The sequence below is a fragment of the Streptomyces sp. NPDC001728 genome, assembly GCF_040297565.1.
Lineage (GTDB): Bacteria > Actinomycetota > Actinomycetes > Streptomycetales > Streptomycetaceae > Streptomyces.
On the sequence record NZ_JBEOZK010000004.1, the window covers coordinates 153055 to 174805 of the forward strand.

Genomic DNA, 21751 nt, shown 5'->3' on the forward strand with positions numbered 1-21751 from the left:
CAACCCCCGCCCCCTGACTGCTCAAGCGGGTGATGGGCACTCCGAAGGGGCTTCGGCGCGCCTCCGGCGGAACATGAATATCCCGCCCCCAACTCTTTTCAGTCATCGGACTATTGACCCCCGATCGGCCGCGCGTTAGCGTCCCCGGCAAGCGCTTACAGGCCAGCTGCCGAGGGCGGCGAACAGGAGTGGTGATGCAGAGAACGCGATGGATCGGCGCGGGTATTCTCGCCTCGGCGTTGGCCCTCACGAGCTGTACGTCCGGCCCCGCCGGCACGGACGCCAAGCAGGACGCCAAGGCGGAACTGGAGCTGTGGACCAGGACCACCCCCGGCGGCCCCGGCGAGAAGGCCACGCTGCGGCTGGTCGCCGGATTCGAGAAGGCCACCGGCCACAAGGTGAAGGTCACGGCGATCTTCGACGACTTCGAGACGAAGCTCCAGCAGCGGGCCGCCCAGCGGAACCTGCCCGACATCGTCATGAACGACGTCACCCAGCTCGGCTCCATGCACAGTCAGGGGCTGCTCAGGGAGATCGACCTCAGCAAGATCAAGAGCAGCGGGGACCTCGTCGAGCAGGGCCTCGACTCCGGCAAGAGCGTCGACGGGAAGCAGTACGGCATCCCGTACTCCGCCCAGGCCGGCGCCCTCCTCATCCGCAAGGACTGGCGTGAGAAGCTGAAGCTCGGCGCCCCGCAGAGCTGGGACGACCTCGCCGCGATGGCCGAGGCCTTCACCACCCGGGACCCCGACGGCAACGGCAAGCAGGACACGTACGGACTCGCCGCCCCGCTCTCCACCAAGCGCGGCTACGCCTCCTGGTACTTCTCCAACTTCCTCTGGGCCGCGGGCGGCGACTTCATCACCGAGGCCGGCCAGGGGAAGTACAAGCCGTCCATGACCAGCAAGGAGTCCATGGAGGCCGTGCGCTGGTTCCGCGCCCTCGGCTGCGACAGCAAGGTCATCCAGCCCGGCGCCGTCACCATGGACACCCCGCTGACGAACGAGACCTTCGAGGCGGGCAGGACCGGCATGTTCGTCGTCGGCCCCTATCTGATGCCCCGCTTCGACAAGTCGCTCGGCAAGGACAAGTACGAGGTCGTCCCCATGCCCAAGGGCCCCAAGGACGCCACCGTGCTCGCGGAGGGCGGCTCCGTCTACCTGATGGCCGGCTCGGAGAACATGGCGGGACAGGACGCCTTCGCCGGCTACGCCATCTCCGCCGAGGGCCAGAAGCTCGGCATGCAGGGCGAGGACGGTTCCACCGTCCAGCTCCCCGTGAACAAGACGGTGGACGTCACCGAGGTCCGGCCCGACCCGCGCTGGAAGACGTACGCCGAGGTCTACCGCGCCTCCGGGCGCTACGCCCCGTCCATCCCCAACTGGACCCCCGTACGACAGGTCACCGCCGAGACCGTCAACGCCCTGATGGCCGACTGCTCCCTCGACGCCGGCGCCAAGCTGCGCGAACTCGACAAGAAGCTCGCCGACATCCTCCAGGAGCAGGGAATCGCCGGATGACGAGCGTCGACCAGGTGAAGTCGGCCGCCCCCGCGGCGGCCGGCTCCACCGCCCGGGCGGACGGCCTGCCGGAGGCGGGGTCCACGACCGCGCACCCCGGCGGCCGGCCCGTCTCCCGACGGGTGCGCAGCCGCCGCGGCGGCCGGTGGTGGACGCCGTGGCTGTTCCTGGCCCCGGCCCTGATCCTCTTCCTGTACTTCAAGTTCATCCCCATGGCCAGCGCGCTGGCCATGTCCTTCCAGGACGTCCAGCCCTATCTGGGCAACCGGTGGGTCGGCGGCGAGAACTACGCCACCGTCCTGACCTCCGACGGCTTCCGCGAGGCCGCCTGGCACACCGTCGTCCTCGCGGTCGGCCAGACCGTCGGGTCGATGCTGCTCGGCCTCACTCTCGCCCTGCTCATGGAGGGACAGGGCCGCAAGCTCGGCTTCGTACGCTCGGCGGCGTTCCTGCCGGTCGTCGTGCCGATCGCGGTCGTCGCCGAACTCTGGCGGATCATGTACCACCCCACCCAGGACGGCATGCTCAACTCCCTCCTCGGCCTTGTGGGATTCGGCCCGTCCGGGTTCATCAACGACCCCGACAGCTCGATGGTCTCCATCATGATCACCGGTATCTGGCGCGGCGCGCCCTACGACATGATGATCTTCCTCGCGGGACTCGCCGGCGTCGACCGCGGCCTGTACGAGGCGGCCAAGGTCGACGGCGCGTCCAGGTTCCAGCGCATCCGCCATGTGACCGTCCCCGGACTGCGGGCCGTCCTCACGATCCTCTTCATCCTGGCGGCCATCCGCGGCCTGCGGGTCTTCACCGAGGTCTTCCTGCTCACCAACGGCGGCCCCGACGGCTCGACCGAGGTCGTCATGACCGTCATCTACAAGCTGGGCCTCGAACAGAACCGGCTCGGCGTCGGCGCCGCCGGAGCGGTCCTGCTGTTCCTGGCGACGCTGCTCCTGACGGTCGGCGTCCACCTGTTCCGACGGAGGGGTAACGAATGAGCGCGCCGACCGAGACCGCGCTGGGTCTCACCGAGAGCCGGAGCGCCGGTGGCCGCGTCCTCAAGGCCGTCACCTACCTCATGGTCCTGCTGCTGTTCGCGGGCCCGCTCCTGGCCCTCCTGGTCAGCGCGTTCAACCACGTCAAGGACCCGACTCAGCTCAGCGTCATCCCCTCCGATCCCACCGTGGACAACTTCACGGTCGCGTTCGACCAGGGAGTCCTGAAGTACCTGCTCAACTCGTTCTTCGTCGTCGGGTTCGGGCTGCTGCTCCAGGTGGCCGTCTCCGTCCTCGCGGGCTACGCACTGGCCCGCAAGCGGTTCCGGGGGATGAGCCTGGTGTTCGTCGCGATCCTGGCGACGCTGATGCTGCCGGAAGAGATCCTGGCCCTCCCGCTGTCCGTCATCCTCGCCGACCTGCCGGTCGTCCACTTCAACCTGATCGGCACCCTGGCCGGCATGATCGTCCCCGTCGGCGCCTGGGCGTTCTCCATCCTCGTCATGACCGAGTTCATGAAGGAGGTGCCCAAGGAACTGGAGGAGGCGGCGCGCATCGACGGCGCCGGAGACCTGCGGATCTTCGCGCAGATCATCCTCCCGATGTGCAAGCCCGCGCTCGGCGTCATCGGCGTCTTCGGCTTCACCATGATCTGGGACCAGTACCTGCTGCCCCTCCTCGTGGCCACCGACTCGTCCTCCTACACGCTGCCGCTGGCCCTGCGCACCCTCAGGGTCGACCCCCTCGTCACCCCCGGCGTCGTCATGGCCGCGTCCCTCCTCGCCCTGCTGCCGTCCGTGATCGTCTTCCTCTTCTTCCAGCGCTCCTTCGTCCACGGCCTGTCCAGCGGCGCCCTCAAGGGCTGACCCGGAACTCCCCTCGTACCGCCGAACTCACGAAAGGACCACCTCCCGTGATCCCGTCCGGCCTGATGTCCTTCCCGCTCACGCCGTTCACCCCGTCCGACGAGGTCGACACGACCGTGTTCGCCGACCACCTGGAGGATCAGCTCGCCCACGGACCGGCCGCGCTCTTCGTCGCCTGCGGCACGGGGGAGTACTCCTCGCTCAGCGGACCCGAGTACACCCGGGTCGTCCGACGCGCCGTCGAGGTCGTCGCCGGGCGCGTACCCGTGTACGCCGGAGCCGGGGGCGGCCTCGGCAACGCCAGGGCGGCGGCCACCGCCGCCGCGGACGCCGGCGCCGAAGGGATCCTGCTGCTCCCGCCGTACCTCGTCGGCGGCACCGAGGACGGCTACCTCGCCTACGCGGAGTCCGTGGCCCGCGCCGGCCGGCTGCCCGTCGTCGTCTACCGCCGGGGCCTGGCCAGGATCGGCGTGTCCACCGCCCTCCGCCTCCTCTCCGTCCCCGGGATCGCCGGGATCAAGGACGGCAACGGCGACCTCGACATGCTGGCCCGCATGGTCACCGCGGTACGCACCAGCGGCCACCCGCGCGCCGAGTCGTTCGCCTTCCTCAACGGCCTGCCCACCGCCGAGGTGAGCGCCGCGGCCTGCCGGGCCATCGGCGTCCGCGACTACTCCTCCGCCGTCCTGTGCTTCGCCCCCGACATCGCCCGCGCCTTCCACACGGCCCTGACGGCCGGCGACACCGCCACGACCGAACGCCTCCTCGCCCGCTTCTACCTGCCGCTGACCGAACTCCGCGACAAGGTCCCCGGCTACGCCGTCGCCCTCGTCAAGGCCGGAGCCCGACTGCGCTCGCTCGACGTCGGACACGTCAGGGCGCCCCTGGTGGACGCCGCCCCGGACGACGTCGAACGACTGCGGGAGCTGCTCGACGAGGGACGCCGCGCACTGGCCGAGGTGCAGGGCCCCGCCGCCTCCGCCGCCGACGAGTCCGTGGCGGTGGCCTCGTGAAGATCACCACCGTCGTCATCACCCCCGTCGCCTTCGCTGACCCGCCGCTCCTCAACGCCGTCGGCGTCCACGAGCCGTACGCGCTCCGCGCCGTGATCGAGGTGCGGACCGACACCGGCGCCTACGGGCTCGGCGAGAGCTACGGCGACGCCGCCCACCTCGAACTGCTGCGCGCCGCCGCCGACGAACTGACCGGCCTCGACCCCTTCGACCTCAACGAACTGTCCCGGCGGGTCGGCGCGGTCGTCGGCGGCCGGGTCGCACGCGACGCCCACGGCCTCATCGGCGAGGGCGGCGCCGAGAAGACCGTCGCGAGCGTCACCTCACCGTTCGAGGTCGCCTGCCACGACCTCCAGGGCAAGCACCTTGGCCGGCCCGTCTCCGACCTCCTCGGCGGAGCGACCCGCGACCGGATCGACTTCTGTGGCTACCTGTTCGCGAAGTGGGCCGCACACCCCGGGCAGGCGCCCGACGCGTGGGGCCCGGCTCTGGACGCCCCGGGGCTGGTGGCTCAGGCCCGTCTCATGGCGGACCGGTTCGGCTTCCGCTCCTTCAAGCTCAAGGGCGGCGTGCTCCCCCCGGACGAGGAGGTCGCCGCGATCCGGGCGCTCCGCGAGGCGTTCCCGGACCATCCGCTGCGGCTCGACCCCAACGCGAGCTGGGACCCGGAGACCGCCGCCGGGGTCGCCGAGGAGCTGTCGGGCGTGCTGGAGTACCTGGAGGACCCGGTCGCGGGCATCCCCGCGATGGCCGATCTCGCCCGCGTCGCCCCGATGCCGCTCGCCACCAACATGTGCGTGGTCACCTGGGAGCAGCTGACCCGGGCCGTCCCGGTCGGAGCGATCGGCGTCCTGCTCGGCGACCACCACTTCTGGGGCGGACTGAAGGCCTCGCAGCACCTGGCCACCTGCTGCCGGAACTTCGGCATCGAGATGTCCATGCACTCCAACTCCCATCTGGGCATCAGCCTGGCCGCGATGGTCCACCTGGCCGCCGCGACCCCCGCCATCGGCCACGACCTCGACACCCACTGGCCGTGGAAGCGGCCCGAGGACGACGTCGTCACCGTGCCCTGGCAGTTCGTCGACGGCGCGATCACCGTCCCGCGCACTCCTGGCCTCGGCGTGGAACTCGACCGTGAAGCGCTCGCCCGGCTGCACGACCAGTACCTGGCCTGCGGACTGACCCGCCGCGACGACACCGGCTACCTCGCGCGCGTGGCCCCCTCCGTACGGCTCCGCGAGGACGTCCACGAACCCCGCTGAGCCCGCCGCCCCGCCCGACTCCGGGAACCCGCTGACGTCTGCGCCCCGCCCGCCTCCGACCGCACAGGAACGATGCCCGATGACCACCACCAGCGACGACGACGCGTCGACCGCTCCCTCGACCGCCGATGGCGCAGCCGCTGCCCCCGGCGCGCCCGCCGCCACCTCCGCCTCCGATGCGGGCGCCGCGCCGGACACCACCTGGTTCACCCACGACCGCTTCGGCATGTTCGTCCACTGGGGCCTGTACTCCCTCGCCGCCCGCCACGAGTGGGTGAAGAACCGGGAGCGGCTGACGGACGAGCAGTACCAGGTGTACTTCGACCACTTCGAGCCCGACCGCTACGACCCGGTCCGCTGGGCCAGGGCGGCCAAGGCCGCCGGCATGCGGTACGTCGTGCTGACCACCAAGCACCACGACGGCTTCTGCCTCTGGGACAGCACCCTCACCGAGTACAAGGTGACGAAGACCCCGCACGGCCGCGACCTGGTCGGGCCGTTCGTCGAGGCGTGCCGGGCCGAAGGGCTGAAGGTCGGCTTCTACCACTCCCTGATCGACTGGCACCACCCCTCCTTCCCCGTCGACGGCACGCACCCGCAGCGCGACGACGAGGAGTTCAAGGCCGCGGCGGCCGACCGCGACATCCGCGAGTACCAGCGCTATCTGCACGGACAGGTCCGCGAACTCCTCACGGAGTACGGGCGGATCGACTACCTCTTCTTCGACTTCTCCTACGCGGGCCGCCCCGAATGGTGGGGCGGCAAGGGCCCCGACGACTGGGACTCCACCCGCCTCCTGGCCATGGTCCGCGAACTCCAGCCGCACATCCTCGTCAACGACCGCGCCGGCCTCCCCGGGGACTTCGTCACCCCCGAGCAGTACCAGCCGTCCGGGCCGATGACCGCCGACGGCCGGCCGGTGCTCTGGGAGGCCTGCCAGACGCTCAACGGCAGCTGGGGCTACGACCGCGACAACCTCGACCACAAGAGCCCCGAGCTGCTCGTCCGGATGCTCGTCGACGGCGTCTCCAAGGGCGGCAACCTCCTCCTGAACGTCGGCCCCACCGGCCGCGGCGACCTCGACCCCCGCGACACCGCCGCCCTTGAGGAGATCGGGCGCTGGACGGACCTGCACGAACGGTCCGTACGCGGCTGCGGCCCCTCCGCGTTCACCCCGCCCGCCGACTGCCGGTACACGCAGCGCGGCAACCGCCTCTACGTCCACCTCTTCGCCTGGCCGCTGCGCCATCTGCACCTGCCCGGACTCGAAGGCCGGGTGCGCCACGCCCAGCTCCTGAACGACGCCTCCGAGATCGTGCGGCTCCCGCCGGCGCCGGACCGCCCCGCGATGAACACCCAGATGGGCGGGCAGCCGGCCGGCACCCTCACCCTCCAGCTCCCCGTACGGCGGCCCGACACCCCGGTACCCGTCATCGAACTGTTCCTGACGGACCCGTCTCAAGGCACCACGTGACGGACCCGTCGTAAGGCCCGTCGTGACGGGCTCGTCGTAAGGCACCACGTGGCGGACCCGTCGTAGAACGGCCCGCCCGTCCAGTTCCACCCCGTCCCGGCGCCGATACCGCGCGGGAACCCCTTCCGACCGATCACGGAGGCACCATGCAACGACGCACGTTCCTCACCGGCACCGCGGTGGGGGCGGCCACGGCCGCCCTGCCGCTCGCCGGGCCCGCGTACGCGAGCGCCACGTCGGCCACACACGCCCACCACCGGGGCCGTGCCGTCGAGGTCCGCTCCCTCGACGCACTCCAGAAGGCGATCGACGCCGCCGGTCCGGCAACCCGGATCGTCGTCGCGGACGGTGACTACACCGTCCCCGCGGACCGGCCCCTGACCGTCCGTGGCCGGCACGGCTCCAGGGGCGCGCCGATCACGATCGTCGCCGCTTCCCGGGGCGGCGTCGTGCTGCGCGGGGAGCGGAGCTTCGTCCTCGACGGCTCCAGCCACATCACCCTGAGCGGCTTCTCCTTCCGCCAGAGCACCACCCTGGACCTCCCGCCGAACTGCTCGCACATCAGGCTGACCCGGAACGACCTCCAGCTCGCCGACATCGAGGGCCTGCACTGGGTCATGGTGCGCGCCGACGACACCGTCGTGGACCGCAACCACTTCCACGGCAAGAGCACGCTCGGCATCTACCTCGGCATCGAGGGCGACGGCAGCGAGGGCATGGCCCAGCGCGTCCACATCCACCGCAACCACTTCTCCGACCACACCTTCGCCGGCTCCAACGGCGGCGAACCGATCCGCCTCGGCGTCAGCCCCCGCGCCCTCTCCAGTGCGCACGCGGTCGTCGAGTACAACCTGTTCGAGCGCGCGAACGGCGATCCCGAGGCGATCTCCGTGAAGAGCTCCGACAACGTCATCCGGCACAACACCATCCGCGACAGCCTCGGCGGGATCGTCCTGCGCCACGGCAACGGCACCCTCGTCGACAGCAACTACCTGATCGGTGGCGAGGAGGGACTGCGGATCTACGGAAACGACCACGTCATCGTCAACAACTACCTCGCCGGCCTCTCCGGGCGCGCCATGGTGATCGGCAGCGGTTCGGAGCGCGACCACGTCCCCGGTGAATCGGCCGCGGACCGCCGGGGCAACGACGCGCCCGACCGGATCCTCATCGCCCACAACACGCTCCTCGACAACGCGGGCGGGCTCTCGGGCGAGAGCCACCGCCCGCACGAACCCCGTGACGTCACGGTCGCCGACAACCTGCTCGTCGGCGGGAGCGGAAACCTGGTCGAGATGGCGAACACGGTCCGCTTCACCTGGCAGGGCAACATCCTGTTCGGGGCCGCGGGCGACGGGAACATCCCCGCCGGGGGCTTCCTGCGGGCCGACCCCCGGCTCGTCGCGGGTCCCGACGGCGTCCACCGCCTCTCCCGTACGAGCCGGGCGATCGGGGCGGCCACCCTGTACCCGTCACCCGTCACCCATGACATCGACGGCGACCCGCGCGGCGGCCGTCGCGACGTCGGCGCCGACGAGTACGCGACCGCGCCCGCGAAGAACCGGCCGCTGACACCGGCGGACGTGGGCCCGCACGCACCCTGACCGGACCCGCGCCGCAGGACGGCCGGTACGCGCGCGCGTACCGGCCGCCCCTTCCCTACGCCCGACCCGCCCGACCCGCCCGACCCTTCGACCGGAAGGCCCGCACGTGCCCGAGGACCCACCGCACCAGCTCTCGTGCGGTCCGGCCGCCGTTCCCGCGCCCCCGCTCGGCCTCTGCTCCGTCACCTTCCGGCGGCTGCCCGCCGCGGAGGTCGTCCGTCGTGCCGCGGACGCGGGTCTCGCGGTGATCGAGTGGGGAGCGGACGTCCACGCGCCACCGGGAGACCCCGAGGCCCTCCGCGCCGTCCGCGAGGCCACCGAACGCCACGGCATGACGTGCTGCTCCTACGGCTCGTACTTCCACGGACTCCCGGACGAACTGCCCGGGTTCGCGGAGGTCGCCCGCGCGGCGGTGACGCTCGGAGCGCCGCGCGTCCGCGTCTGGGCGGGGGAGGCCGGATCGGCAGAGGTGACGGAGGACGAGCGCGCCCGCGCCACCGAGGGCCTGCGGGCGGCGGCGCTGATCGCGCGGGACCACGGCCTGGAAATCGCCCTCGAATTCCACATCAGGACACTGACCGACTCGGTGTCCTCCACGCTCCGGCTCCTGGAGGAACTGGAGGAACCGCGCGACCCCCGTGCCGCGTCGGTGGACAACGTCACCACCTACTGGCAGCCGCCGCTGAACGCCCCCGACGACGAGGCCCTCGCGGGACTCTCCGCGCTGGCCGAACGCGTCAGCGCCGTCCATGTCTTCTCCTGGTGGCCGGACAACCGCCGGCTGCCCCTGGACGCCCGTGACGAGCTCTGGACCCGGGCCTTCGGCCTGCTCGCCGGCCGGCCACGGCCGAGGGAGGCACTCCTGGAGTTCGTACCGGACGACGATCCCGCCGTCCTGGGACGCGAGACGGCGACGCTGCGGCGCACGGCGTCAGCGGGACCCGTACGGACGGGGGAGGGACCGGACCCCGTCCGTACGAGGGCCGCTGCCGTCACTTCCGGCCGGAGCCGATCCGCCCTGGAGTAGGGTGGCGGCCGACAGACACATCCGATGTATTTTGCCGCGCACAGGAGGATGCCTTGGCAGTGACCGACGAGGCGATCGGGAAGATCAAGGAGATGATCGTCTCCGGTGCGCTGCGCCCGGGGGACCGGCTTCCCAAGGAAGCCGACCTCGCCGCCGGGCTGGGTCTCTCCCGCAACTCCCTGCGGGAGGCGGTGAAGGCGCTCTCCCTGCTGAACATCCTGGACGTACGGCAGGGGGACGGCACGTACGTCTCCAGCCTGGAACCGCCCCTGCTGCTCGAAGCGGTCTCGTTCGTCCTGGACTTCCACCAGGACGACCAGGCGCTGCAGGCCCTGAAGGTACGGGGCATCCTGGAGCCGGCGGCGACGGCCCTGGCGGCGGACCGCATACCCGAGGACGAGATCCGGGAGCTGGGCGAACTGCTCGACGGGCTCGGGGACTCACCGAGCCTGGACGAACTCGTCGCCAGCGACCTGGAGTTCCACCGGCGCATCGCGGCGGCCTCCGGGATCCCGTTGCTGTGCTCGCTGCTCGACAGCATCTCCGGGGCGACCGTACGGGCCCGGCTGTGGCGCGGCATCACCGAGGAGACGGCCGTGGCCAGGACGATCTCGGAGCACCGGGCGATCCTGGACGCGCTCGCCGCGCGCGACGCGCGCACTGCGGAGGCGTGGGCGACGATCCACATCTCCAATGTGGTGAGGTGGCTCGACAGCGTGCTGTGAGGCCGGTCGCCACACGGCCGGAGACCGGGCGTTCGCTCCTCGGGGGGCGAACGCCCTTTGTCGTTCCCGGGGTCGAGGCACCCGGAGAGAAAGAAACATCCGATGTCTACTTGCCTGACCTCTCGCGAGCGCCGTATCGTTCTCGCTCGACAGGCCAATCACCCGATCTGTGCTGATGGTTGGGGCCGCCCCGCGTAGCTCGTGCAGACGAAGCCGAACGCCGGGCGCGCAGCCCAGGTGTGAAAGGAACCCCGTTGTCCACTGACATCACGCGGGTCATCGCGATGGACACCTACGACATCCGCTTCCCGACCTCCCGCCAACTCGACGGGTCCGACGCGATGAACCCGGACCCCGACTACTCCGCGGCCTACCTCGTGCTGCGCACGGACGAGCCCGACGGCCCCGAGGGCCACGGCTTCACCTTCACCATCGGACGCGGCAACGACGTCCAGGTCGCCGCGATCGAAGCACTGCGCCCGCACATCATCGGCCGCTCCGTGGAGGAGCTCTGCGCCGACCCGGGCCTGGTCAGCCGCGCGCTGATCGGTGACAGCCAGCTCCGCTGGCTCGGACCCGAGAAGGGCGTCATGCACATGGCCGTGGGCGCCGTGGTGAACGCCGTGTGGGACCTGGCCGCCAAGCGACAGAACAAGCCGCTGTGGCAGCTCCTCGCCGACGCCGAACCCGAATGGCTCGTCTCGCAGGTGGACTTCCGGTACATCACCGACGCGCTCACCCCCGAGGAGGCGCTCGACCTGCTGCGGCGCGGCAAGGAGGGCCGCGCAGAGCGCGAGCGGACGCTGCGCGCCCAGGGGTACCCCGCGTACACCACCTCGCCCGGCTGGCTCGGCTACTCGGACGAGAAGCTGACCCGGCTGGCCAAGGAGGCCGTCGCCGCCGGCTTCACCCAGATCAAGCTGAAGGTGGGGGCGGACCTCGCCGACGACGTACGCCGCTGCCGTGCCGCACGGGCGGCCGTCGGCCCGGACGTACGCCTCGCCGTCGACGCCAACCAGCGGTGGAACGTGGCCGAGGCGATCGACTGGACCCGGGCGCTCGCCGAGTTCGACCCCTACTGGGTCGAGGAGCCCACCAGCCCTGACGACATCCTGGGGCACGCGCGCGTACGGGCCGCCGTCGCCCCCGTCAAGGTGGCCACGGGGGAGCACGTACAGAACCGCATCGTGTTCAAACAACTCCTCCAGGCGGACGCCGTCGACATCGTCCAGCTGGACGCGGCCCGGGTCGGCGGGGTGAACGAGAACCTCGCGATACTGCTCCTCGCCGCGAAGTTCGACGTTCCCGTCTGCCCGCACGCCGGAGGCGTCGGACTCTGCGAACTCGTCCAGCACCTGGCGATGTTCGACTACGTGGCGCTCAGCCGGACCACCGAGGACCGGGTCATCGAGTTCGTCGACCACCTCCATGAGCACTTCGCCCACCCGGCCGTCGTGCGCGAGGGCTGCTACACGGCGCCCCTGGCACCGGGGTTCTCGGCGGACATGCGGGCCGAGTCGATCGCCACGTTCGCCTTCCCCGACGGCGACTTCTGGGCCGCCGACCTCGCACGTCAGACCGAAGCCGCGGCCGAAGGCACGAGAGCCGAGGACACCGGAGCCGACGACGCGAGAGCGGACGACACGGCGGCCGAGGGAGCCGCCGCCGTGGGCGCCGTGGCCGTGGACGCCGCGGAGGTGACGGCATGACCGCCGCATCCCCGCTCGCCGGCCTCCGGGCCGTCGTCACCGGCGGCGCCTCCGGCATCGGACTCGCCGTCGCCCGCCTGCTGGACGCCCAGGGCGTCGCCGTCGCCGTCCTCGATCTGAACCCGGACGCCGTCCCCGGCACGCTCACCGCCGTCCGCGCCGACGTGGCCGACGACACCTCCGTGCGTACGGCGGTCGAATCGGCCGCCGCCACCCTCGGCGGCATCGACATCCTCGTCAACAACGCGGGCATCGGCGCGGCCGGGACCGTCGAGGACAACCCCGACGACCAGTGGCACGGCGTCCTCGACGTGAACGTCCTCGGTGTCGTCCGGACGACCCGCGCCGCGCTGCCCCATCTGCGTCGCTCCGGGCACGCCGCCGTCGTCAACGTCTGCTCCATCGCGGCCACGGCGGGCCTTCCCCAGCGGGCCCTGTACTCGGCGAGCAAGGGCGCGGTGCTGTCGCTGACCCTCGCGATGGCCGCCGACCACGTCCGGGAGGGCATCCGGGTCAACTGCGTCAACCCCGGCACGGTGGACACCCCCTGGGTCGCCCGCCTCCTGGACGCGGCCGACGACCCGGCGGCCGAGCGCGCGGCGCTCAGCGCCCGCCAGCCCACCGGGCGCCTCGTCAGCGCCGAGGAGGTCGCGGCAGCCGTCGTCTACCTCGCCTCCCCGGCCGCCGGCTCGGTGACGGGCACCGCCCTCGCCGTCGACGGCGGCATGGCGGGACTCCGGCTGCGTCAGGCAACCACATGAGCACCCGGGAGCAGGACACCGAACCCCCCGGCCCCACCCGGCCCGTTCGCGTCCCCCTGGGCCGGTCCACCGCCTGGACGACCCGGCTGGCCTTCGGAGCGGCCGGCCTGGGCAACCTCTACCGGCCGGTCACCGACGAGGACGCGACCCGCGCCCTGGAGGCCGCCTGGGACCGGGGCGTCCGCTCGTTCGACACGGCACCCCACTACGGCCTCGGCCTGTCCGAGCGCCGCCTCGGCGCCTTCCTCAAGGACCGGCCCCGGGACTCGTACACCGTCTCGACGAAGGTCGGCCGCCTCCTCGTACCCGCCCCCGACGCGACCGGCGACGACCTCGCCCACGGCTTCGCGGTGCCCGCCGCATACCGCAGGGTGTGGGACTTCAGCGCGGACGGCGTCCGCCGCGGTCTCGAGGAGAGCCTCGAACGGCTCGGACTCGACCGCGTCGACACCGTCTACCTGCACGACCCCGACGACCACGCCGAGCAGGCTCTCCGCGAGGCCTGCCCCGCCCTGGAACGTCTGCGGTCCGAGGGGACCGTACGGGCCGTCGGCGTCGGCATGAACCAGACCGCGGTGCCCACCCGGTTCGTCACCGAGACGGACATCGACGTCGTCCTGCTCGCCGGGCGCTACACCCTGCTCGACCAGAGCGGCCTGGCCGGACTCCTCCCGGCGGCCCGCCGCCGTGGCGTGTCGATCGTCGCCGGCGGGGTCTTCAACTCGGGCCTGCTCGCGGACCCCCGCCCGGGTGCGACGTACGACTACGCCACGGCCCCGGCCGACACGCTGCGGCGAGCCGTCCGGATGCGGGAGATCTGCGACCGCCACGGCGTGCCCCTGAGGGCGGTGGCGGCCCGGTTCCCGCTCGGCCACCCCGTCGTGGCGGGCGTCCTCCTCGGGCTCCGCAGCGACGCGGAGGTCACCGACGCCGCCGACCTGCTGGCCCTGGACATCCCCGCGGCGCTCTGGGACGAGCTGCGCGGCGAGGGCCACCTGCCCTCCGAAGCCCCCGTCCCGGGGTCGGGGGTGAGGCGCCGATGAGGATCGCGCTCTTCGTGACCTGTGTCAACGACACCCTGTTCCCCGGCACCGGAAGAGCGGTGGTGACCCTCCTCGAACGGCTCGGCCACACCGTCGAGTTCCCCCAGGAACAGACCTGCTGCGCGCAGATGCACTTCAACACGGGCTACCGCCCCGAATCCCTCCCCCTGGTGGAGCGCTTCGCCCGCGTCTTCGTCGGCTACGACGCGATCGTGACGCCCTCCGCCTCCTGCGCGGCGATGATCCGGCACAACCACCCCGTGCTCGCCGCGCAGCTCGGCGGCGCGGCCCTGCGCGACGCGGTGGCCGCCGTCGTCCCCGCGGTCCACGAACTGACGGAGTTCCTCGTCGACGTGCTCGGCGTGACCGACGTGGGCGCCGCGTTCCCGCACCGCGTCACCTACCACCCCACCTGCCATTCCCTGCGCGGAGTGCGACTGGAGGACCGACCGCTGCGTCTGCTGCGCGCGGTCAAGGGCATCGAGCTGGTCGAACTGCCCGGGGCCGACTCCTGCTGCGGCTTCGGCGGAACCTTCGCCCTCAAGAACGCCGACACCTCCACCACCATGCTCGCCGACAAGATGAGCCGGGTCCTGGGCACCGGGGCCGAAGTGCTGTGCGCCGCCGACAACTCGTGCCTGATGCACATCGGCGGCGGCCTCGACCGGCTGAACAGCGGGGTACGCGTCATGCACCTGGCGGAGATCCTGGCCACGACCGAGGGAGCGCCGTGAACCGGAAGAGCACGGCGAAACGAGACAGGGGAGCGCGGTGAGCCGGGGAAGCGGCGGCGGCCTGGACGCGAACGACGGGCGGGTCTGGCTCGGCACCCCCGCCTTCCCGGAGGCGGCCCGCACCGCCCTCGCGGACACTCAGCTGCGCCACAACCTCCGGCACGCCACGACGACCATCCGCGCGAAGCGGCTCGACGCGACCGGCGAAGTACCGCACTGGGAGGAGCTGCGCGAGGCCGGCGCCGCGATCAAACGCCGTACCGCACGCCATCTCGACCACTACCTCGAACAACTGGAGCGCAGCGTCACCGAGGCGGGCGGCACCGTCCACTGGGCGAGCGACGCCGCCGAGGCCAACCGCATCGTCGCCCGCCTGGTGACCGCCACCGGCGCCCGCGAGGTCGTCAAGGTCAAGTCGATGGCCACCCAGGAGATCGGTCTCAACGAGGCGCTCGGCGCCGCCGGCATCACGGCGTACGAGACCGATCTCGCCGAACTCATCGTGCAGCTCGGCGAGGACCGGCCGTCGCACATCCTCGTCCCCGCGATCCACCGCAACCGCGCCGAGATCAGGGACGTCTTCGCCGCGCGCATGGGGGACTGGGGCAGAGCCGCGCCGCAGGACCTCGACGACGACCCCAAGGCGCTCGCCGAGGCGGCCAGGCTCCATCTGCGGGAGAAGTTCCTCACGGCCGAAGTCGCGATCTCCGGGGCGAACTTCGCCGCCGCCGACACCGGCACGGTCGCCGTCGTCGAGTCCGAGGGCAACGGCCGCATGTGCCTGACCCTGCCCAGGACCCTCATCACGGTCATGGGCATCGAGAAGGTCGTCCCGCGCTTCGCCGACCTGGAGGTCTTCCTGCAACTGCTGCCCCGCAGTTCGACGGGCGAGCGGATGAACCCGTACACCTCGCTGTGGACGGGCGTGACCCCGGGCGACGGCCCCCAGGACTTCCATCTCGTCCTCCTCGACAACGGCCGCACCGACGTCCTCAAGGACACCGTCGGCCGGCAGACCCTCGCCTGCATCCGCTGCTCGGCCTGCCTCAACGTCTGCCCCGTGTACGAGCGCACCGGCGGGCACGCCTACGGCTCCGTGTACCCCGGGCCCATCGGCGCGGTGCTCACCCCGCAGCTCGTGGGCGTCGACAAGGCCCCGTCCCTGCCGTTCGCCTCCACCCTGTGCGGCGCCTGCTACGACGCCTGCCCGGTGAAGATCGACATCCCGGAGGTGCTCGTCCACCTGCGGGCCCGGGTCGTCGAGTCGGATCGGAACCGCCGCGCCCTGCCCACACCGGAGGCCCTGGCCATGGCCGCCGCGTCGGCGGTCCTCGACTCGCCCACGCTCCTCGGCATCGCCCAGCGCGCCGCCGCCGCCGGCGGGCGGCTGACGGCCCGCGGCGGACGCATCCGGCGCCTGCCCGGTCCCCTGCGCCGCTGGTCGGCGACGAGGGACACCCCGCCGCCCGCACGAGAGACCTTCCGCACCTGGTGGCGAGAGAACAGGGAGCGCCGATGACCGACGAACGGACGGACCGACCCCGCCCCGGGACCGGCCCCGCCGAGGACGACCGCCACGACCGGACGGACACCGGCCGCGCGGCAGTACTCGGACGTGTCCGGGCCGCCCTCGTCGACGTCCCCGCCGACGAGACACCCGCGGACGTCCACGTCCCGCGCGCGTACCTCCGGACCACGCCGCCGGACGACATCGTCACCCTGTTCGGCGAACGCGTCGCCGACTACCGGGCCACCGTCGTGCGCTGCGCGCCGGAGGAGGTGGCGCGGACCGTGGCCGCCCTCCTCGAACGCCGGGGCGTACGGCGTGTCGTCGTCCCCGACGGCTTCCCGCCGGAGTTCCTGACCCGTACCGACGCGGATCTCGTCCGGGACGCCCCGCCCCTGACCGTGCGACAGCTCGACGCCGTCGACGGCACGGTGACCACGGTGGCCGTCGCCATCGCGGAGACCGGCACCGTCGTCCTGGACGCCGGCCCCGGGCAGGGCCGCAGGGCGCTGACCCTGGTCCCCGACCACCACCTCTGCGTGGTCCACCCGGAGCAGATCGTCCCCGACGTGCCGGAAGCCCTCGCGCGCCTGGACCCCCGACGGCCCCTGACCCTCGTCTCCGGCCCCTCGGCCACCAGCGACATCGAGCTGCGCCGCGTCGAAGGCGTACACGGGCCCCGGATCCTCGACATCGTCCTGGTCACCTCCGATACCCCTGAGCGGCCTGAGACCGCGGAGACTTCGGAAACCCCCGAGACGCCTGAGGTGCCCCAGACTCCCGAGGCGCCCGACACCCCCGTCACCCCTGGAGCCCGCCCATGAGGATCGCCCTGCACACCCGTGTACGGGAGGACCGCGTCGCCGCCTACGAGGAGGCGCACCGCGACGTACCCGCCGAGCTGACCGCGGCGATCCGTGCGGCCGGCTGCACCTCCTGGACGATCTGGCGCAGCGGCACGGACCTCTTCCACCTGATCGACTGCGAGGACTACGCCCGGCTCCTCGCCGAACTGGAGAAGCTGCCCGTCAACATCGCCTGGCAGACGCGCATGGCCGAACTGCTCGACGTCGTGCACGACTACTCCGAGGACGGCGCGGGGGCCGGGCTGCCGGTGGTGTGGCAGCTGTGAACGACCCCCTGCTCGTCGACGCCCACCACCACCTCTGGGACCTCTCCGTACGCGACCAGGACTGGATCACCGGCCCCGCGCTCGCCCCGCTGCGCCGCACCTTCACGGAGAGCCACCTGAGGGCGGAGGCCACCGCCTCGGGGGTGACGGCCACCGTGCTCGTCCAGACGGTGACCGTGGCCGACGAGACCCCGGAGATGCTGCTCGTGGCCCGTGACAGCGACCTCGTCGCCGGGGTGGTGGGCTGGACGGACCTCACAGCACCCGGCGTCGCCGACACCCTGGCCGCGCTACGGGAACGGCCCGGAGGCCGGCACCTGGTGGGCATCCGCCACCAGGTGCAGTCGGAACCCGACCCCGAGTGGCTTCTGCGCCCCGACGTCCGGCGCGGCCTGCGGGCGGTGGCCGCCACCGGTCTCGCGTACGACCTCGTGATCCTCCCGCACCAGCTGCCGGCCGCGACCGCGGCGGCGTCGGAGCTGCCCGGACTGACCTTCGTGCTCGACCACGCGGCGAAGCCGCCGATCGCGAGCGGCGGGCTGGAACCCTGGGCGGCCCGGCTGCGCGCCTTCGCCGCCCGGCCGAACACCGTGTGCAAACTGTCGGGCCTGCTCACCGAGGCCGACCCGCGTACGTGGACGGTGCCGGACCTGCGCCCGTACACCGACACCCTCCTGGACGCCTTCGGCCCGCACCGGCTCATGTTCGGCTCGGACTGGCCGGTGTGCACCCTGGCGGCGTCCTACGGCCGGACGCTCGCGACCGCCGGGGAACTCACCGATGCGCTGAGCCGCACGGAACGCCGGGCGGTGTTCGGGGGCACGGCCGTGGAGACGTACGGACTGGAGACGTGCGGGCTGGAGACGTAGGGAGCGCCGCGCGGGGGTCCCGCGTCACCGCCCTCGAAGACCACCGCCACCGTCCCCGGTCCGCTGGTGCGGCGCGAACACCCGCGGCTCCCGTTGCGGGCGGCTGATGCGGACCGGGACGCCCGGGGAGTACAGGACGCTGACCGGCTCCCCGAGCGCTTCCTCCAGGCCGGCCGAGGCGAGCAGCGACTCGTCGCCGTCGAGGAGACGGGCGCGGTGCAGCGGCCAGCGGGGGTGGGTGTTCGGAAGGTAGAGCGGCCGGCCCAGGTACCCGCTGTGCAGGCCCCAGCGGGCGGTCAGGAAGTGCTCCAGCTCCGTGGGCTCCTCGACCCGCTCGCCGACGGCCACGCTGATCGCGCTGTGCGCGCCCCGGGGGCCGGGCCAGCGCCGTCGGCTCGCGTACGTCACGGTCGGGCCGTGCGGCGGCTCGGCCGACACGGGCTCGTGCCGCACGGCCCTGCGGAGTCTGCGGCATCGCGGCAGTATCCAGGATCGTCGACATGGGTGTCACCCGGCTGCCGGTGAGAGGTCAGGGGGAGACCGTCGCCGCCGGTGGGGTCCAGCGCCGGGTGCGGGGCGCCGCGCCCGCGACGCCGTACTCCTCCCTGAGGTTCTCGGGGACGGCGTAGTGCATGACCCGCCCGCGCGTGAGCGAGGACAGTTCGAAGAGGGTGGTGAGATGGCCGAGCCGGTCCAGGGCCCAGCCGCCCAGCGGGGAACGGTCCTCGATGGTCTCCAGGACGCCCAGGAGGTGCGGCACCGCCTTCACGACGGTGTCCCAGGGCGTGCTGGCGACCTCCAGCCAGTCGGCGCAGGTGTCCCCGACGAGGTAGCGGATCAGGGCGGCGACCACCGGGTCGAACAGGGTGCCGGGCACGATGTCCTCGTAGAGGTCGATCAGCTGCCGGGTCAGATGTGCGCCCTCCGGGGACGGCCCCATGTGCCGCACCATGTAGCGGTCGAGGAAGTCCCGTGCCTCGTCGAGGGTCTTCGGCACGGCCTCCTGGTCGACGCCGAGCATGGCCCCGACGACCCGCCACGCGTAGTAGTAGGAGGCCGCCCCCTCCTCGGACATGTGGATGCCGAGCCGGTGCAGGCTGTCCAGTACGAGCATCGAGAAGAACATCTGCCCGCCGATCATGTCCTCCTGGCAGATCGGCACCCCCGCCGCTTCCACGTCCCAGCGGTTCTCGCGGACCAGGTGGTGACGGATGGAGGCGTGGAGCAGACGGACCTTCTGCGCGGCGGGGATGAAACGGCTGCCCGCCTCGAAGGCGTCGGGCTGCATCAGCTGGACGGTGAACTGGCCGGTCGCCGCCATCCTGTTGGACGGGTAGTTCAGTCCGTGCGTCGTCGACAGCAGCTTCGCCACGTGCGGGACGAGGTAGCAGGCGGGCATCGACGCGAAGGACAGGGCGGTCGAGATGTGCACGTTGTTGTCGATGAAGAACAGCCGCGCCTTCTCCATCTCGTCCCAGTCCACCCAGGACGGTGGCGCCTCGGTGGCCCGCAGATACTCCTTCGCGACCTCGGGCAGCCCGTCCGGCAGCGGAGCGCCGGCGGTGGAGACGAAGCGCATCAGGGTGTTGAAGGTGCCCGACTCGCCGCGCTCGAAGAGCTCGGCGACGGTGGCGTCGGCGAGCTCGTCGCCGCTCTGCCGCAGGGCGTTCATCGACGCCTCGATGGGGGACATGACAGGACTCCTTGAACGGGGGCGAGGGGTACGGAGGGGCTGGGGCGCGTGTGAAGGAGGAAGAGCCGTGGCGGCGGGCGTCACCAGCCGTCGCCGCGAGGTGGTCAGGACAGGCGGACCGCCGCCGAATGGGCCAGCCCGGTCAGCGCCGAGGCGGCCGGCGCGGGCACGTCCAGCTCGTGGAGGGCGCCGAGCGCCTCCTCGACCCGGGCGGTGATCATGTCCTCGACCCGGTCGGGCGTCCCGAGGCGGCGCATCACCTCCCGTACGGCCTCCAGACCGTCCTCGTCCAGATCGGGCCGGCCCAGCAGGGCACGCAACCGCGCGCGCTCCCCGTCTCCCGCGACGCGCCAGGTCTCGGCGAGGAGGGCCGTCGGCCGATGACCGCGTACGTCGTCGGCGTTGGCCTTCCCGGTGTGGCGCGGGTCACCGAACAGACCCAGCAGATCGTCCCTCAGCTGGAAGGCCTCGCCCAGCGGAAGCCCGTACGCGCTGAATCCCTCGCGCAGCCGCCCGCCCGCCCCGGCCAGGACGCCGCCGATCAGCAGCGGCTGTTCGACGGTGTACTTGGCGGTCTTGTAGCGGATGACCTTCAGCGAGGCCGCCGTGTCCGGGACGGCACCAGTGTGCAGGATCTCCAGGCACTCACCGGCGATCAGCTCGCGGGCCAGCGCCGCCCACAGGGGGCGCGCCCGGCCGAGGTAGGCGGTCGGCAGACCGCTGGTCGCGAACAGCTGCCCGGCCAGCGACATCAGCAGGTCGCCGACGAGCATCGCGAGCGACCGGGCCGCCTCGGGCGCCCGGGGATGGTGGCCCACGGCGGCGCCGAGGGCCATGTGAGCCGTGGGCCGCCCGTGCCGTAACGGGCTGTCGTCGATGAGGTCGTCGTGCACGACCGCCGCCGCGTGCACCAGCTCCATGGAGGCCGCCGCCCGCAACAGGGCCTCGCTGTCGGGCTGCCGTGCGGCGCGCCAGCCCCAGTAGCAGAACGCCGCCCGCAGCCGCTTGCCGACCGCGACCGCCGCCTCGGCCTGATCGGCCACCGGCCCCAGCGCCGGATCGACCGCCGCGAGCAGGTCGGCCTCGTCGGCGACGAACCGGTGCAGCACCTCGTCGACCCGCGCCTTGAACGCGGCCGGCTCCCACCGCTCAGTCGCCATCGCGCACCCGGGTGGCCAGCACGTGCCGGGCGAGGACCTCCAAGTGGGCCGGAGGGACGGCCGCGTAGCGGTCCCGTACGAGCCGGCCGCGCGCCATCAGGTCCTGCTCGGCGTCCGCCACCAGCTCCGCCGTGTCCGAGCGGCGCGCCAGACCCCGTACCAGCCCCAGGGCCGAACCGAGGGTGCTCACCGCCACGTCCGCCAGTCCCGCCACGAGCAGCACCGTCTGCTCGCCGGGCCCCTCGCGGCGCCCCGCATCCCGAGTCATTCCGTCTCCCCACCCACAGTGCGTCGGAACGGCGCAGGTCACGCGCCGCCGTGGGCAGTGTGGCGGCGCGCGGGCCCCCACCACGCGGAAAATCACGAACGAGTGATCACCCCGTTCGACCGCTGACGGGCGGGACGGCCCCGCCGACGCGAGGGGCACGCGCCCACCCCTGCCCCGCCGGCCACCCCGCGTGGGATGTCTGGTGCATTCGCCCCATGAGTGCGGAGACGTACTCATTGACGGGGGAGCGGCTCGCCCACCTGCGCGAGGTGCGCGCCGCGATGCCCCGTCTCAGCCAGGCCGAGCGGGCGGGCGCGCTGTGCGGGAGCGACGGGCCCGCCGTCGTCTGCATACGGCCCGACGCGGCCAAGCCGCCGCACGAGCAG

20 protein-coding genes and 1 pseudogene are annotated in these 21751 nt (G+C 72.4%); 17 read left to right on the plus strand and 4 right to left on the minus strand.

What is annotated here, in order from left to right:
• Positions 1-194 precede the first annotated feature (194 nt).
• The 17 genes from ABT154_RS08575 to ABT154_RS08655 all read left to right on the plus strand — a co-directional run bounded on the left by ABT154_RS08575 (position 195) and on the right by ABT154_RS08655 (position 18244).
• Positions 195-1520: a sugar ABC transporter substrate-binding protein gene (locus tag ABT154_RS08575; protein ID WP_351854592.1), complete on the plus strand. Its 1326-nt coding sequence runs from the start codon at positions 195-197 to the stop codon at positions 1518-1520.
• The gene (locus ABT154_RS08580) at positions 1517-2518 is read left to right on the plus strand and encodes a carbohydrate ABC transporter permease (RefSeq protein ID WP_351854595.1); all 1002 of its coding nucleotides are present in this window, start codon (positions 1517-1519) and stop codon (positions 2516-2518) included. Before ABT154_RS08575 ends, ABT154_RS08580 begins: the two co-directional genes overlap by 4 nt.
• Positions 2515-3381: a carbohydrate ABC transporter permease gene (locus ABT154_RS08585; protein ID WP_351854598.1), complete on the plus strand. Its 867-nt coding sequence runs from the start codon at positions 2515-2517 to the stop codon at positions 3379-3381. Before ABT154_RS08580 ends, ABT154_RS08585 begins: the two co-directional genes overlap by 4 nt.
• Before the next feature lie 47 nt (positions 3382-3428).
• Positions 3429-4394 (plus strand): 5-dehydro-4-deoxyglucarate dehydratase, encoded by a 966-nt coding sequence (locus ABT154_RS08590; RefSeq protein ID WP_351854600.1) that lies wholly within the window; start codon positions 3429-3431, stop codon positions 4392-4394.
• Positions 4391-5659, plus strand: coding sequence for an enolase C-terminal domain-like protein (locus ABT154_RS08595; protein ID WP_351854603.1), 1269 nt, complete (start codon positions 4391-4393; stop codon positions 5657-5659). The genes ABT154_RS08590 and ABT154_RS08595 overlap by 4 nt, the downstream gene beginning before the upstream one ends.
• Positions 5660-5738: 79 nt before the next feature.
• On the plus strand, positions 5739-7133 hold the full coding sequence (locus ABT154_RS08600; protein WP_351854606.1) for an alpha-L-fucosidase: 1395 nt from the start codon (positions 5739-5741) through the stop codon (positions 7131-7133).
• Between the two features lie 146 nt (positions 7134-7279).
• Entirely contained in the window at positions 7280-8737 is a 1458-nt protein-coding gene (locus ABT154_RS08605; RefSeq protein ID WP_351854608.1) for a polysaccharide lyase 6 family protein, read from the plus strand.
• Positions 8738-8843: 106 nt separating this feature from the next.
• Positions 8844-9764: a sugar phosphate isomerase/epimerase family protein gene (locus ABT154_RS08610; protein ID WP_351854611.1), complete on the plus strand. Its 921-nt coding sequence runs from the start codon at positions 8844-8846 to the stop codon at positions 9762-9764.
• Between the two features lie 53 nt (positions 9765-9817).
• Positions 9818-10489: a FadR/GntR family transcriptional regulator gene (locus ABT154_RS08615; protein WP_351854614.1), complete on the plus strand. Its 672-nt coding sequence runs from the start codon at positions 9818-9820 to the stop codon at positions 10487-10489.
• A 284-nt stretch (positions 10490-10773) separates the two neighbouring features.
• The gene (locus ABT154_RS08620) at positions 10774-12198 is read left to right on the plus strand and encodes an enolase C-terminal domain-like protein (RefSeq protein ID WP_351855080.1); all 1425 of its coding nucleotides are present in this window, start codon (positions 10774-10776) and stop codon (positions 12196-12198) included.
• The gene (locus ABT154_RS08625) at positions 12195-12959 is read left to right on the plus strand and encodes an SDR family NAD(P)-dependent oxidoreductase (RefSeq protein ID WP_351854616.1); all 765 of its coding nucleotides are present in this window, start codon (positions 12195-12197) and stop codon (positions 12957-12959) included. The genes ABT154_RS08620 and ABT154_RS08625 overlap by 4 nt, the downstream gene beginning before the upstream one ends.
• The gene (locus ABT154_RS08630) at positions 12956-14002 is read left to right on the plus strand and encodes an aldo/keto reductase (RefSeq protein ID WP_351854619.1); all 1047 of its coding nucleotides are present in this window, start codon (positions 12956-12958) and stop codon (positions 14000-14002) included. Before ABT154_RS08625 ends, ABT154_RS08630 begins: the two co-directional genes overlap by 4 nt.
• Positions 13999-14736 carry a (Fe-S)-binding protein gene (locus ABT154_RS08635; protein WP_351854621.1) on the plus strand — a complete coding sequence of 246 codons (738 nt, stop codon included), beginning with the start codon at positions 13999-14001 and terminating at the stop codon, positions 14734-14736. Before ABT154_RS08630 ends, ABT154_RS08635 begins: the two co-directional genes overlap by 4 nt.
• A 37-nt stretch (positions 14737-14773) precedes the next feature.
• A complete protein-coding gene (locus ABT154_RS08640; protein WP_351854624.1) occupies positions 14774-16255 on the plus strand; it encodes a LutB/LldF family L-lactate oxidation iron-sulfur protein in 1482 nt (493 codons plus the stop codon).
• A complete protein-coding gene (locus ABT154_RS08645) occupies positions 16252-17067 on the plus strand; it encodes a LutC/YkgG family protein (RefSeq protein ID WP_351854627.1) in 816 nt (271 codons plus the stop codon). The genes ABT154_RS08640 and ABT154_RS08645 overlap by 4 nt, the downstream gene beginning before the upstream one ends.
• Positions 17064-17375, plus strand: coding sequence for an L-rhamnose mutarotase (locus ABT154_RS08650; RefSeq protein ID WP_351854630.1), 312 nt, complete (start codon positions 17064-17066; stop codon positions 17373-17375). The genes ABT154_RS08645 and ABT154_RS08650 overlap by 4 nt, the downstream gene beginning before the upstream one ends.
• Entirely contained in the window at positions 17372-18244 is an 873-nt protein-coding gene (locus ABT154_RS08655) for an amidohydrolase family protein (protein ID WP_351854633.1), read from the plus strand. Before ABT154_RS08650 ends, ABT154_RS08655 begins: the two co-directional genes overlap by 4 nt.
• A 24-nt stretch (positions 18245-18268) precedes the next feature.
• Here the strand turns inward: ABT154_RS08655 and ABT154_RS08660 are convergent.
• The 4 genes and pseudogenes from ABT154_RS08660 to ABT154_RS08675 all read right to left on the minus strand — a co-directional run.
• Positions 18269-18661 (minus strand): annotated as a pseudogene (locus ABT154_RS08660) (DUF2071 domain-containing protein); the annotation flags it as partial.
• 112 nt (positions 18662-18773) lie between these two features.
• Positions 18774-19937, minus strand: coding sequence for an oxygenase MpaB family protein (locus ABT154_RS08665; RefSeq protein ID WP_351854636.1), 1164 nt, complete (start codon positions 19935-19937; stop codon positions 18774-18776).
• 104 nt (positions 19938-20041) lie between these two features.
• On the minus strand, positions 20042-21097 hold the full coding sequence (locus ABT154_RS08670; protein ID WP_351854639.1) for a polyprenyl synthetase family protein: 1056 nt from the start codon (positions 21095-21097) through the stop codon (positions 20042-20044).
• The gene (locus tag ABT154_RS08675) at positions 21087-21365 is read right to left on the minus strand and encodes a polyprenyl synthetase (RefSeq protein WP_351854642.1); all 279 of its coding nucleotides are present in this window, start codon (positions 21363-21365) and stop codon (positions 21087-21089) included. Before ABT154_RS08675 ends, ABT154_RS08670 begins: the two co-directional genes overlap by 11 nt.
• Positions 21366-21751: the final 386 nt, after the last annotated feature.